Source organism: Desulfothermus okinawensis JCM 13304, from assembly GCF_054654515.1.
Genome location: NZ_BAAIEW010000011.1, coordinates 21,007 through 34,029, shown reverse-complemented (window position 1 = coordinate 34,029; position 13,023 = coordinate 21,007). Strand labels below are relative to the sequence as shown.

The 13,023-nt window shown below is 36.0% G+C and carries 13 protein-coding genes; 7 read left to right on the top strand and 6 right to left on the bottom strand.

Annotated elements, in window-relative coordinates:
* Positions 1–13 precede the first annotated feature (13 nt).
* On the bottom strand, positions 14–1,087 hold the full coding sequence (locus tag ACYQ0O_RS05690; RefSeq protein WP_459891466.1) for a phosphotransacetylase family protein: 1,074 nt from the start codon (positions 1,085–1,087) through the stop codon (positions 14–16).
* Between the two features lie 166 nt (positions 1,088–1,253).
* On the opposite strand from ACYQ0O_RS05690, the gene ACYQ0O_RS05685 reads away from it, so the two are divergent.
* On the top strand, positions 1,254–2,327 hold the full coding sequence (locus tag ACYQ0O_RS05685) for a ParM/StbA family protein (RefSeq protein WP_459891464.1): 1,074 nt from the start codon (positions 1,254–1,256) through the stop codon (positions 2,325–2,327).
* A 38-nt stretch (positions 2,328–2,365) separates the two neighbouring features.
* On the opposite strand, the gene ACYQ0O_RS05680 is transcribed toward ACYQ0O_RS05685, so the two are convergent.
* From ACYQ0O_RS05680 to ACYQ0O_RS05670, 3 genes are read right to left on the bottom strand one after another with little or no spacing between them, the layout of a single operon-like run.
* A complete protein-coding gene (locus tag ACYQ0O_RS05680) occupies positions 2,366–3,745 on the bottom strand; it encodes a sigma-54-dependent transcriptional regulator (RefSeq protein ID WP_459891462.1) in 1,380 nt (459 codons plus the stop codon).
* Between the two features lie 10 nt (positions 3,746–3,755).
* On the bottom strand, positions 3,756–5,915 hold the full coding sequence (locus ACYQ0O_RS05675) for a sensor histidine kinase (protein WP_459891460.1): 2,160 nt from the start codon (positions 5,913–5,915) through the stop codon (positions 3,756–3,758).
* Between the two features lie 8 nt (positions 5,916–5,923).
* Entirely contained in the window at positions 5,924–6,442 is a 519-nt protein-coding gene (locus ACYQ0O_RS05670; protein ID WP_459891515.1) for a DUF4390 domain-containing protein, read from the bottom strand.
* A gap of 135 nt (positions 6,443–6,577) precedes the next feature.
* On the opposite strand from ACYQ0O_RS05670, the gene ACYQ0O_RS05665 reads away from it, so the two are divergent.
* The 6 genes from ACYQ0O_RS05665 (at position 6,578) to ACYQ0O_RS05640 (ending at position 11,730) form a co-directional block, all read left to right on the top strand.
* Entirely contained in the window at positions 6,578–7,045 is a 468-nt protein-coding gene (locus tag ACYQ0O_RS05665) for a 23S rRNA (pseudouridine(1915)-N(3))-methyltransferase RlmH (RefSeq protein WP_459891458.1), read from the top strand.
* Positions 7,046–7,141: 96 nt separating this feature from the next.
* Positions 7,142–8,506 carry a GGDEF domain-containing protein gene (locus ACYQ0O_RS05660; protein ID WP_459891456.1) on the top strand — a complete coding sequence of 455 codons (1,365 nt, stop codon included), beginning with the start codon at positions 7,142–7,144 and terminating at the stop codon, positions 8,504–8,506.
* Between the two features lie 31 nt (positions 8,507–8,537).
* Positions 8,538–9,266, top strand: a complete 729-nt coding sequence (gene queC, locus ACYQ0O_RS05655) for a 7-cyano-7-deazaguanine synthase QueC (RefSeq protein ID WP_459891454.1) — start codon at positions 8,538–8,540, stop codon at positions 9,264–9,266.
* 46 nt (positions 9,267–9,312) lie between these two features.
* On the top strand, positions 9,313–9,744 hold the full coding sequence (locus tag ACYQ0O_RS05650; RefSeq protein WP_459891452.1) for an iron-sulfur cluster assembly scaffold protein: 432 nt from the start codon (positions 9,313–9,315) through the stop codon (positions 9,742–9,744).
* 188 nt (positions 9,745–9,932) lie between these two features.
* A complete protein-coding gene (locus ACYQ0O_RS05645) occupies positions 9,933–10,799 on the top strand; it encodes a P-loop NTPase (RefSeq protein ID WP_459891450.1) in 867 nt (288 codons plus the stop codon).
* 79 nt (positions 10,800–10,878) lie between these two features.
* Positions 10,879–11,730 carry an MBL fold metallo-hydrolase gene (locus ACYQ0O_RS05640; protein WP_459891448.1) on the top strand — a complete coding sequence of 284 codons (852 nt, stop codon included), beginning with the start codon at positions 10,879–10,881 and terminating at the stop codon, positions 11,728–11,730.
* A gap of 77 nt (positions 11,731–11,807) precedes the next feature.
* On the opposite strand, the gene ACYQ0O_RS05635 is transcribed toward ACYQ0O_RS05640, so the two are convergent.
* Positions 11,808–12,071 (bottom strand): FmdB family zinc ribbon protein, encoded by a 264-nt coding sequence (locus ACYQ0O_RS05635; protein ID WP_459891446.1) that lies wholly within the window; start codon positions 12,069–12,071, stop codon positions 11,808–11,810.
* Positions 12,072–12,124: 53 nt separating this feature from the next.
* Positions 12,125–12,985, bottom strand: coding sequence for a damage-control phosphatase ARMT1 family protein (locus ACYQ0O_RS05630; RefSeq protein WP_459891444.1), 861 nt, complete (start codon positions 12,983–12,985; stop codon positions 12,125–12,127).
* Between the last annotated feature and the right edge of the window lie 38 nt (positions 12,986–13,023).

Below are 13,023 nucleotides of genomic sequence, written 5' to 3'. Positions count from 1 at the left end.
GCGATCCTCCCTCCTATTTTTCTAGTCCCAATGCCCTTCTTATGAGGGACCAATTTATATGTTTTTTAACTAAATTAAAGCCATGATTTATTTTTTGCTGGTCTCTCAGTTTAATTGTCTGTAGAATAGAATCCATTTTCTTGGCTACAGTATAGGTATCTTCTTTGACCACAAGTATTGGGATATTTAGATCTTTTGCCCTATTTAATATTATGTCATTGGGGTATATGTTACCAGTTAAAATAAGACATTTACACCTGCCTTCTAAGGCCACCAATTGAAGGTCTGACCTGTCTCCTCCTACAATTACAGCTGGATTTTTTTTCTTTTGGTAGTGGAACATAAAGTTTTCCACTTGCATGGTACCTATAATAAAGTCAATAACCAGTTCATCCTTTTTGGTTTGACCAGATATAATATTTCCTTTTAGCCTTGCGGCCAATTCCTTTATGGGTATTGAGTATAGAACAGGATCCTTTGGTATTACTCCTAAGACATCTATGCCTTTTTTGTTCAATAGGGGCGTTAGTAAATTGTCCACCACATCCATTATACGCTCGGGTACAGAATTCAAAATACAACCAATAAGCCTGTCTTCTAGGAGTTCTTTTGCACTAACCAAATAATCGTAGTAGAATTCTTTAAAAAACCTATCAATTAATATTACCTTTGCTTCCAGTGCATTTGCCACGTCAATGCCTGCAACATTGCAATATTTACCTGCATGTAAGAAGCTTCCAGAACCACATACTAGCATTATGTCCTTGCCTTTTTTTAGCTCCTCAAATGATTTTAATATCTTGCCCATAAAATCAGGACATCCCTTTTTAAACACAGAAAGTTGTAAATCCCTGGTGACAACCACCGGGGTAACCAATTCTGGGTCATTATCAAGACCAAGAATATTTTGCACAAAAACTGCATCTTGGTCTACTGTTTTGTCTAGATTTTCACTGGAGGGCGAAGTACCAACTGGCTTTATAAAACCCACTTTAAGTCCCATATTTTGGAAATATAGGCCCAGACTTATGGTGATTAATGTCTTGCCAGCATATCTCGATGTGGAACCAATATAAATTGTTCTCATCCCCTGCTCCTTGATTTTTTATTTTTCCTTTGCAAAAGATTACCAAATTGTTTAAAAAAAGCCAAGCAATGAAATGTGAAACATACGAGTCCGAGTTTATCATTTTAATAAACCTGGGCTAGAGGGCTTTGGATATAAAATGGATACAAATAGGAGATATGTAGCTATGAGACCAATTGGCATAGATGTGGGATTTGGTTTTACAAAGGCCACAAATGGTGAGGAATATGTAATATTTAAATCAATTATAGGGGAATACGCAGATATTCAATTTGATTTTTTATTAGAAGAGGATAGTTTTGAGGAAAACCTCCAGGTAAAGCTTGAAGACGACATGTTTTTTTTAGGAGAGCTGGCAGAAAAGCAGTCATTGGTCAGGCAATATACCTTGGACCAGGAAAAGCTGGTCAGTGAGTTTGTAAAGATACTCGCCATATCATGCTTAGGTATGCTTACTGATGACGTGGAAACAGTAAGCGTGGTCACAGGACTACCTGTTGGATATTACAGAAGGGACGCGAAAAAAATAAAGGAAATACTCCAGGGATTTCACAAGGTTGAGTTTTTGTCCAAAAATGGTAGGGGAAGGGAAAAGAGAATAAATATTGCCAAGATAAAGGTGGTTCCCCAGCCAATGGGTTCAGTGTTTAACCTTTTATTTAATGAGCAGGGTATAGTTACAAACAAAAAATTGGCAACCCAAAAGGTTGGTGTAGTGGATATTGGTTTCAGGACCACTGATTTTGTCCTGCTGGACCATTTAAGATATGTTGAAAGGGGTAGTACTACCACAGACAATGGGATGTCAAAGTGTTTTAGTTTAATATCAAATAAATTGAGACAAAAAACAGGTGTTAGCATTGAACTTTTTAGATTATACGAGGCAATTTTTTCTGGTTCAATCAAAATTAAAGGAAAAGAGTATAAGATTACAAATTTAAAGGAACGTGTGTACTCTCATTTTGCTTCCCAAATTGCCAATGATATAAATAGGGTATGGGAAAATGATTGGGATATTGACTTGATTGTCTTAACAGGTGGAGGGGCAAAAGAGCTGTTTCCATATGTAAAACCCCTGGTGGAGGGGAATATGATTTTAGTTGAGAGTAAATCTGATCCCCGTCTAAACAATGTAATGGGCTACCTAAAATATGGAATTTATGATTTGAACAAGTTAAATAAGGAATCTTCCACTGCATCTACAAAGGAAAAAAAGGCGGATGAGCAAAAAAAGGATTAGTAGTTTTAGCCCAAGGTTATAAAATTGATAAACTTGGGCTAGGAGCTACTTGCTAAGATACCATAGGACTTTAATTTTTTATGCAAATAGCTCCTCTCCAGGCCAATTAGTTCTGATAATCTGGAGATGTTTCCATTTGCTTCTTTTAATTTTGATGCAAGGTACTGTTTCTCAAACTCTGATTTAGCTGTTTTAAAGTCCATATCCATAAATCCAGTTTTAGAACAATTGTTTGTAGGTGAAGCTGAATTTTTATAATCCTCAGGTAGATCAGACACATCTACTTTCCTACCTGCATATAATATTAACATCCTTTCTGTAAAATTTTTTAGTTCTCTAACATTTCCTGGCCAGGGATAGTTAGTTAGTCTGGCCAGGGCAGATTTTGTAAATTTTATAGGTTGATAGCCATTTTCTTTGCAAAATGAATCAATAAATTCTTCTATTAAAATGGGAATATCTTCTTTTCTGTCCTTTAAGTCTGGGACATGAATTGGAAATACATTTAATCTATAGTAGAGGTCTTCCCTAAACCGACCTTCTTCAATTTCTTTTTTTAAGTCTTTGTTTGTTGCAACTATGACCCTTACATCCACCTCTATTGTCTTATTTCCTCCTACCCGTTCAAATTTCTGTTCCTGTAATATCCTCAGGATTTTTGCCTGGGTCTTCAAGCTCATATCCCCTATTTCATCTAGAAATAGCGTACCCATATGCGCTAGCTCAAATTTTCCCATATGGGACTTATGGGCTCCAGTAAAAGACCCTTTTTCATGGCCAAAGAGTTCGCTCTCTATTAATTCTTCTGGAATAGCAGCACAATTTATTGCAATAAGTGGTCTGTTTGCCCTTTTACTTTTTTTGTGAATTGCCCTGGCAACTATCTCCTTTCCTGTTCCATTGGATCCGGTTATTAGCACCCATGCGTCTGTAGGTGCTACTTTTTCTATTTGTTCTTTTACCTTTAATATCGCTTTGCTTTTGCCTGTTAGTTCTTCTACAATATCTTTTTTGACCCTATACTTGAGCCTCTGATTTTCAACAGTTAGTTCTTTAAACTCCAGTGCCTTTTTAGCAGTCACCACTACTTTTTCCAAAGACAGGGGCTTTTCAATAAAGTCAAATGCCCCCAGTTTAATGGTCTGAACTGCTGTCTCAATGTTTCCATGTCCAGATATCATTATTACAGGGATGTGGCCCATATCCTTTTTCAGGACCTTTAAAACTTCTACTCCGTCCATTCCAGTGAGCCATATATCCAGAAAAATTGCATCAGGCTCTACCTTTGACTTGATAAATTCAATGGCCTTTTCACCACATTCAAAGCCAATACATCTGTAACCTTCGTCCTCTAAAATTCCTGTTAGGGAAATCCTTATATCTTCTTCGTCATCTATTATTAAAATCAACGGTTCCATCACAAGTTCCTTAAACTGGAAGAGTTATCCTAAAACAAGTGCCTTTGCCCACATTGGAAAAAACAGTTATATCCCCCCCATGTTCTTTTACAATGGATCTGGCAATTGTGAGCCCCAGACCAGTACTCCCCTTTTTCATGGAAAAGTATGGTTCAAATATGCGGGAGATCTCTTTTGGGCTTAATCCCGGTCCATTATCCTTTATTTCCATTACAACACAGGAATTATCTTTATCATATGTACAAATAATTTCAATTTTGGGGTTCTTCTCCCTTGTCATAGCCTCCACTGCATTGTTTATCAGGTTGATTACCACCCGTCTAATGGCAAGGGAGTCAAATTTAAAGGGAGGAATTTGGGGATCAATGTGTTGCTTCCATGATATTTTGGGATAGCTTGTTGTATACAGGAGATATATTTCATCAATCAGGGGTTGTATCTTGTTTTTTGTTGGGACTATTTCAGGAAGTTTAGCAAATTCTGAGAACTCCCTTACCAGGCTTTGTAGGTGATCAACCTGTCTTACTATTACCTTTATACCTTCCCCAAAGGCAGGATCGTCTATTAATTTGGAAAATTTCCTTTCCAATCTCTGGGCAGATAGTTTTATGGGGGTCAATGGGTTTTTTATCTCATGGGCAATTCTTCTTGCAACTTCCTGCCATGCAGCAAGCCTCTGCATCTTGTCCAGCTCTGTAATATCCTCAAATACTATAATGGTCCCAACTTGTTCATTCCCATGTCTCTTCAAGCTAACCAGGTTTAATAAAAGTCTTTTTTCTTTTTTGTCCAAAGAGATCAAAAGCTGGGTCTGGACCACCTTATGGGGGAACCTATCTAGTTTGCTCAGCAGATTTGAAAATTCATCTGCATGTTGTTTGGGAAGGATTGCGAATAGCTTTTTGCCCACTATGTTTTTCTCTTTAATTTCTAAGATTTCCAGGGCGGACTTGTTTATGGTGTTAATTTTTAACTGGCTGTCTAAGCTGATCACACCTGAGGTTATGGTATTTAAAACTGCCTCCATGTATTGTCTTCTGTTCTCAAGCTCCTGGTTTTTGCTGGAGAGTATTTCATTTGCCTCATTTAGACGCCTTTGACTTTTTCTAAGTTCCTCTGCCATTAAGTTGAAGGATTTTACCAGGGTCCCCAACTCATCCTCTGATTCGTCTTCAATCCTTACTTCAAAATCTCCTAAGGCTATCCTCTTGGTGCCTGAGGATAGGGCCTGGATAGGATAAGATATTTCTTTGGCAAGCTTTAGACCAAACCACATTGAACCAAAAATTATCAAAAGGGTCATTACTCCTAACAGTATGTATAGAGATGTTTTAAGGGGTTTTTTTAAGGATTTAAGCTGGTTGTATTCATAGACCCCTTGTACAACTTTTTCCATCTTTTTTGTGATAGAGTATTTAAGTTTTATCCCCTCTATTATAAAATCGTAACCTAGTATACCTTTTTTTGACAAAGGGGATACACCTATAACATAGTCTGATTCTTCAAAAGAATATATATTTACCCAAAATTCTCCTTTCTTTTCAATGGAGTCCCATTCTATCTTGCTATTTAATTCATCCCAGATTTTTTTCCAGTCCTCACTTATATATCCAACTACTTTTTCGTCTTCTTTTAAAATCAAAATTCCAATGTTATTCTCCTTGGCAAAGGCAGATGTTATTTTAATTAATTCTTTTTCACTGTGTTTATTAAAATTTTTATTTGTAAATCTGTCTAATAAGTGTTCCAGGTTGTCCTGGATGTACTTGTAATTTATTTTACCAATTTCAAGGGCTGTTTTTAAAGAATTATCAATTTGATTCCTAAACCAGTAATCAACTGATGTTTGAACGAATTTAACAGAGATTAGAAACATTAGTATTGTAGGTATAAGGGATAGAGAGATAAATGAGAGAACAAGTTTTGTCCTTAATCTTGACCCTCCTACTCCCCTTTTTCTGTCTAAAAATAATTTAACGCTGTTTCGAATGACCAGAAAAAGTATTACCAATAAGAGAATTACATTTAAGTTAAATACTATTAAAAAAAGATATGAGTTCACTCCAAAAAATTTCAACTCAATCCAGCTAAATAGAATGATCAAAATTATTGAAATGATTATGATTAGAAATTCTACTTTGGTTTTTTTTGGTATGTTTATATTTTTCATGGGTAAATTTAGAATTTAAAATCAATATAGTATTCAGATGGTGGTGTTATATCAAAATTCCAGAAAAAAAGTGTTTTCTCAATCCAGTATGGGACTTTTCTTTTCAAAGAAAATTGAAGGATTAAATGATATTTCCCTTTTCCAGTGGGTGTTGTCCAGATTGGGAATTTGAGATTTAAATTGGATATTTTTTTCAGTAGTGTGTCCAGGGAATTAGTAGAATAGATTTTTCCATTTTTATCCTTAAGGGTAAACTGGTTATTTATAGGATTAAAAAATATTAACCATTCCAGTTTTTTACTTATAATTGTTTTGTCAAAAAAAAGTTCCCTATCCTTTTGAATTTTTACATCACAGGAGAACACTGCCTGGAGTTTATTATCAGTAATTATTTTCTGGAGTTTATTTGGGTCAATTACATTTAAGGATATTTGTATGTTGACATCTTGATTGTTGGCATTCAAAATAACATTTTTTAAAGTTATTCCTTGGGAAAAACTGTTTACAGGGAATAAGAATGAAGCCATAAAGACAGAGTACACCATGAACATAAAAAAAATTTTCAAACTAATTTCCCTCGACATTGTTTTCCTTTTTCCTTTGAGTCAATTACTTTAATTTTTTCGTATCCTAGGACAAGAGAATATAGAGTTTTTTTATACATGGCAAGACGCATAAAACTTATTTTCATAGGCAAAATGAAACAATCCTTCTGGAAAAAGGCTGAGGAATTATATCTGGAGAGGATTAGAAATTTTTTTAAAGTTGACTTAGTATTAATTAAGGACTCTAAAAAAGGTTCAATTGGTGATAGGATAAAATTAGAGTCCAAGGAGATCTTAAAAAGATTATCTCCTTCTGATTTTTTAATTTTACTTGATGAAAGGGGAAAGTTACTTAACTCTATGGATTTTGCCAAAAAACTGACAGTATGGATAGACTTCCCAAGTAAAATTCCCTGTTTTGTAGTTGGCGGTTCCTATGGCCTTTCTGATGAGATCAGGAAAAGGTCAGATTTTTTATTAAGTTTAAGTCCTCTTACATATACCCATGAGATGGCCAGAGTTATCCTTTTGGAACAAATATATAGGGCCTACCAGATATTTATAAATTCTTCATACCATCACTAATTTGGTATTTTTTTTGCTTAAAATTATATAAGGCAAAAAATTCCTTGTTTTCATATTTTTTTTAATTGATCGTACTAAATTATGAGGGTCATGTGTATGACAAAGACATTCCAATCCCATGGAAAGGTCATTGGTATTGATTTTAATGAAGTGGAAAAAAATAAGATCCTTAGCCTGATAAGTAACCAGGAGATAATGTTTATAGAGTCAAATGAAAAGGATACCTTTGATCAAATAATAGAGAGCGATGCTTATGTTATCATGATTCCTTGGAGGCAGTGGACAAGATTATCTAAAGACAATAAGGGATATTATGGGAAAAGTATTCATATAAAAAGGGTAGAGGATTCTTTTTTAAGTGGTTCAGATATTTTTAGTGAATGTCTAGTTGCAATATCTTCCAAGATACTGGAAAAGGATGATGAATTGAGAAAGGTTATTGATGATGCTAAAGGGTTAAATAACTATGTATTAGATTTAAAAAAAGAAATCGCTTTATACAGGGAGCTATATTTTAGAAAGGCCTATCAACTGGATTTTTTAAATGAATTTTTTGGGACAGTGACTCCCTTGAGGGAGGTAGAGGAAATTTTAAAGAGCGGTTTTTTTAAAATTAAGGAATATTTTGATATCCAGAGCCTTTGTGTATTGATTCCAGAGGAGAATGGTAGTTATAAATTCTATATAACAGATGCTCGCAACAGAGAATTTTGGATTGATTATGTATTGAAAAGGCTAAAATTGTGTGAAAGTAGTTTAAATATAATCACCTTGGGTATAGATGTCTCAGATAGTAAAACAGTAGATGTGTTAGATGTATCGCCTAGTAGAGAGAATTTTAAGGTATACCTTACAGGAGATACCAACCATATGGGTTCAGATGAATTTTCTGTCCTGGAGATGGCCATTGAACATCTATGTTTACTCATACAACGGGCCATGGAATATGAAAAATTGTCTTCTTTTGCCTATATTGACTTTTTGACTGGAGTGGGAAATCGTCATTATTTTGACAGAATTATCAGGCAGGAAGTAAAGAGACATGAACGTCTTGGTTCAAAATTCAGTATGGTTATGATTGATATAGATCATTTCAAAGAGATTAATGACAGATTTGGTCATATTGCCGGGGATATGGTCCTAAAACAACTGGCAAGTATAATAAAAGATAATGCAAGGGAAATTGACTATGTGATTCGTTTTGGTGGTGAAGAATTTCTTGTGGTGTTGCCCCATACAGATAAGAATAGTGGGTATGTTTTTGCTGAGCGATTGAGGCAGAAAATAGAGGAGTATAATTTTCAAATAGATGGGGAAAGGACAATAAAGGTTACTGTGAGTATGGGTGTATCAGAATTTGATCCCAAAAGTGGTTACCATATCAAAGATGCCGTCAAATGGGCAGATTCTGCCCTATATAAATCCAAGGAAGGAGGAAGGAACAAAGTAAGTGTGGTTTAAAATGCCTTGACCTTGCTCTACAAGGTGCTTAATGTCTCACCTGGTGGAAATAATTAATGGCGGGGGTATACTTAAGGTGAGACAAACAGATAGAGAATATGCAATTGTTTGCCTATCAGGGGGGCAGGATTCTGCAACCTGTCTTGCCTGGGCAAAAGAAAGATTTAAAAAGATTTTCAGTGTCTGTTTTTTATATGGTCAAAGGCATATAATTGAGGTTGAGTGTTCAAAAAAGCTTTCACAGCTTGCTGGATGTGAGAAACATTTTGAGATCAAAATAGATGGGCTATTCTCACAGATCTCCAAGAGTGCCCTTTTAGAAAAAGCAGGCAATTTTAATAAGTCCTTTGATCTGGACGAAAACCTTCCAGCTTCGTTTGTCCCTTTTAGAAATCTATTTTTTATATCTTCTACTGCTTCCATTGCCTATCTCTATGGAATAAAGAACATAGTAGTTGGGGTATCTCAGACCGATTTTAGTGGATACCCTGATTGCAGAAACACCTTTATAAAATCTCTAAATGCCACTTTAGAGCTGGCAGTGGATTCTTCCTTTGAAATACACGCACCCCTTATGTATCTGTCAAAAAAAGAGACAGTGCTCTTGATGAAGGATTTAGGGAGACTTGATTGGTACAAATACACACATACTTGTTATGAAGGTAGAAGACCTGCGTGTGGAAAGTGTCCTGCGTGTTTGCTTAGGCTTAAAGGATTTGAAGAGGCAAATATCAAAGATCCCATTGAATATAGGAACTAGGCCTGTAATATTAATAAATTTACAATATTAAGAGGGAGGATTGAAAATGGATGAGTTGGATGAATTTTGTCAGGGGCTTCAATATGATATGGATAAAAAAGTAGAACAGACCTATGGGAAGGAAATAGCTGAGATATGGAAAAACTTAAAATATTTTAATGTGTTGGAAAAAGGTGATGGTGAGGGAAAGGTTACTGGCACATGTGGAGACACTGTGGAGATCTTGATAAAGGTAAAAGATGGAAAGATTGATAAAATTTCATACTGGACAGACGGTTGTATCGCCACTGCTGTGTGTGGGTCTGTTGTTTGTGATATGGCCCTTGGTAAGGGTTTGGAGGAGGCAGAAAAGATATCAGGGGAGGATGTTTTAGATAGATTGCCTTCTTTACCTACAGATCACAAACACTGTGCCTATCTGTCTGCAAATACCCTGCACGAGGCAATTGGTGATTATTATAAAAAGATCCAGAAATGAGGGGAAGATATCTTTTATATATTCAAGGATAAAATTTTACTTATTTAAAAAAGTTAGATAAGGCTAATTTTTCCCCTTTACAATGTGTTATTATGAACTTATATATTTTTCGCTTGGCTAGTTGTGTTGATTTTGTTGGACAGTTTACGGAATTTGGATAGATTAGTAAAATCAGGAGGTTTGAGTTTATGAGTGAGAAAAAATGTGATATGGAGAAAAAAGAGTGTGAGAGTTGTTCAAAAAAGGGTTCTTGCGAGGAATATCAGGATGAAAAGTTGAAAAAGGCACTTAGTAGAATAAAGCATAAGATTGTAATACTTTCAGGTAAAGGCGGGGTTGGGAAGAGCAGTATAGCCACAAATATAGCTGTTGGTTTGTCTATGCAGGGCAAGAAGGTTGGACTCATGGATGTTGATGTTCATGGTCCATCTATTCCCCGTTTACTTAAACTAGATGGGGCAAGGCCGGAGGTTGGTGCAAGTGGAATGTATCCAATCCCATGGTCAAAGAATCTTTCTGTAATTTCACTGGGATTTTTACTGCCTTCCAAAGAGGATTCTGTAATCTGGAGAGGCCCACTTAAGATGGGTGTGATAAAGCAGTTTATAGAAGATGTTGTCTGGGGCATGCTGGATTATCTTGTTGTGGACTGTCCTCCTGGTACAGGAGATGAGCCCTTATCTGTTATGCAGCTTCTTGGAAAAGATGCCCATGCAGTTATAGTAACCACTCCCCAGGATGTGGCAGTTGACGATGTTAGACGTTCAATAAATTTCTGTCGTCATACTGGAAATCCTGTAATAGGTGTTATTGAGAATATGAGTGGTTTTGTGTGCCCTCACTGTGGCAGAGAGGTAGATATATTTAAATCAGGAGGTGGTGAGGCCCTGGCAAAAGAAAGTGGTGTGCCATTTCTTGGAAAAATCCCCCTGGACCCCAAATTGGTGGAAGCTGGAGATAGTGGAGATGTTTTTATAAAGTATCACCAAGATTCTCCAGCAGCCAAAGCACTTTCTAAGATTCTGGAACCAATACTAAAATTAGATGAAAAATAGGGTTTTAAAAACAATGAAACTTTGATAAAAAGGGCGTGTATACACGCCCTTTTTTTATTTTAAACAGGAGGTTTAAGCTATGGGGACAAAAATTACAATACTCTGCGAAAATACTGCCGGTTCCATGTTTGGACTAACAGGTGAGCATGGATTTTCTGCCCTAATTGAAAAGGACGGGAAAAAGATTTTGTTTGATACTGGACAAGGGTTTACCCTAAAGCACAATGCATCTATACTGGGAGTGGATTTTAAGGAAATAAATAAGATCGTAATTTCCCATGGACACTATGACCACACAGGTGGACTTGCAGATGCACTGTACCCACCAAGGGGAGCAAATGTGTATATGCATCCTGATTGTTTTGGTGCCAAATATGCAAAATTGGAGACACCATTGGGACCAAATTACATCTATATTGGAATTAGATTTAAAAAGGAACTCCTGGAAGATTCCCTCAAGGCAAATTTTGTCTATTTAAAAGAATTCACAGAGATCTCAAAAGGTATTTATTTCTCAGGTGAGATCCCAAAGGAGGAGGAATTTGCAATAAAAGATAGACGCCTTTTGGTAAAAACAGAGGATGGAAATTATATTGAAGATCCATTTAATGATGACATAAGCCTGTTGATTGAAACAGACAAAGGACCTGTTGTCCTCCTTGGGTGTGCCCACAGTGGAGTTGTGAATATCTTGAGATACCTTTCAGAAAAGACAGGTCATAAAAAGTTCTATGCAGTAATAGGTGGCACCCACCTTGGCTTTTTCCCCCCAGGTGAGGCATTAAATAATATCTTAAATGAGCTTGAGCGCTTTTCAGTTGAGCTTGTTGCAGTTTCCCACTGTACAGGTCCTGTTGCAGCAGCCCACTGTTATATGAGGTTTAAGGATAAATTTGAATTTGCAAATGTGGGCTGGACAAAGGAGTTTTAATTATATCTATTTTTATTGTTATTTAGACTTCTGCATTAACCCGAGTTTATCAAAATAATAAACTCTGGTAAGATATTTTAGTGTTCACAGTGATTTTTTCCGCATGGTTCGCTTCTGCCACAACAGGTCCTACCAGTGGCCTCGAACCTACATCCATTGCCTCGATCCCTTCTGGGAGTATGGGTTCTTGATCCCTCTAAAATAAAACCCATACCCCCGCTAATTAGACGTTTAACAGTGGATCCACATTTAGGGCACTTATCTATTGGTTCATCTGTGATTGACTGCTCCATCTCAAATCTATAACCGCACTCTTTGCATTCATATTCATAGGTGGGCATGCATCTACTCCTTTTTTTAGATTTACAATAATATTTTCAGCAGGTAAATTTTTTTATTTATTTTTTATTGGCTGTGTCAAGACAAATGAGTTCAGTTTAACTTTTGCATGTGTTGCTATAACATCACATTTTGCCTTAAATAAGAAAAAGATGTTGTGTTCCACACTACTTAAACTCTCAAAATTCCCCTGACCTTTTGAAATAATTAAATCTGCATTCCAGAATTCTTCTAAAAATTCCTTTTTGCAGTCTTCTAAAATGGTGCCTGGGGCATCTGAGCCATTATCTATTATCCTGACAAGTTTATCTAAATTACAGAAATTAGCATCAGAGACAGTTGCATCGTTTATAATAGGTTTACCCCTTACAGCCAAAGTGATTTTATCAGGTCCTATTTCTTCGATAAACACCTTGTCAAATACTATTTCTCCAGCATTGTCAGCTAGATATAATATTTTTTTTGCTCTCACTATTTGATTTTTAAATAGTTCAAAATCTCCAATAACTGCTTCAGATAAGGCATTAAGTATGGATTGTTTTATTTCACCTGGGGTTATCTCATTTTTCACCCCAAGATCTATTACATTTCCAGCCATTGCAAGTCTCATGGCTGTATTTAATGGGTCCTGGGAATTATATACCATGGACTTTAGTTTGGGATAATTTTCAAGTGCCAGTTTGTTGTGTCTATCTTTTATTTCTTTGTATGGGTCAGGATTGTTGGTTATTTTTCTAATTAAGGCATGAATGTGTTTAGCTGTATATGGAGGTGGTTTTGACATATCTATCTGGCTTAATGTTAAAAGGACTTCACGCATTAAATGCTCCATAAGACCATCATCTATACCTATCATTTTCCCAACATCAAGGGCATGACGAACAAAGCAGGGAATGCAATCTAAATAGGTCTTCATCTTGTTTCTCCTTATCTAAAAATCAAGTTGATTTTTAT

What these genes read in the sequence shown, in the direction of transcription:
- ACYQ0O_RS05650 (WP_459891452.1), top strand. Translation starts at nt 9,313, where the DNA reads ATGGATGAGTTGGATGAATTTTGTCAGGGGCTTCAATATGATATGGAT.
- ACYQ0O_RS05645 (WP_459891450.1), top strand. Translation starts at nt 9,933, where the DNA reads ATGAGTGAGAAAAAATGTGATATGGAGAAAAAAGAGTGTGAGAGTTGT.
- ACYQ0O_RS05660 (WP_459891456.1), top strand. Translation starts at nt 7,142, where the DNA reads ATGACAAAGACATTCCAATCCCATGGAAAGGTCATTGGTATTGATTTT.
- ACYQ0O_RS05640 (WP_459891448.1), top strand. Translation starts at nt 10,879, where the DNA reads ATGGGGACAAAAATTACAATACTCTGCGAAAATACTGCCGGTTCCATG.
- ACYQ0O_RS05680 (WP_459891462.1), bottom strand. Translation starts at nt 3,745, where the DNA reads ATGGAACCGTTGATTTTAATAATAGATGACGAAGAAGATATAAGGATT.
- ACYQ0O_RS05635 (WP_459891446.1), bottom strand. Translation starts at nt 12,071, where the DNA reads ATGCCCACCTATGAATATGAATGCAAAGAGTGCGGTTATAGATTTGAG.
- ACYQ0O_RS05685 (WP_459891464.1), top strand. Translation starts at nt 1,254, where the DNA reads ATGAGACCAATTGGCATAGATGTGGGATTTGGTTTTACAAAGGCCACA.
- ACYQ0O_RS05665 (WP_459891458.1), top strand. Translation starts at nt 6,578, where the DNA reads ATGGCAAGACGCATAAAACTTATTTTCATAGGCAAAATGAAACAATCC.
- ACYQ0O_RS05690 (WP_459891466.1), bottom strand. Translation starts at nt 1,087, where the DNA reads ATGAGAACAATTTATATTGGTTCCACATCGAGATATGCTGGCAAGACA.
- ACYQ0O_RS05675 (WP_459891460.1), bottom strand. Translation starts at nt 5,915, where the DNA reads ATGAAAAATATAAACATACCAAAAAAAACCAAAGTAGAATTTCTAATC.
- ACYQ0O_RS05630 (WP_459891444.1), bottom strand. Translation starts at nt 12,985, where the DNA reads ATGAAGACCTATTTAGATTGCATTCCCTGCTTTGTTCGTCATGCCCTT.
- ACYQ0O_RS05670 (WP_459891515.1), bottom strand. Translation starts at nt 6,442, where the DNA reads ATGGCTTCATTCTTATTCCCTGTAAACAGTTTTTCCCAAGGAATAACT.
- queC (WP_459891454.1), top strand. Translation starts at nt 8,538, where the DNA reads ATGTCTCACCTGGTGGAAATAATTAATGGCGGGGGTATACTTAAGGTG.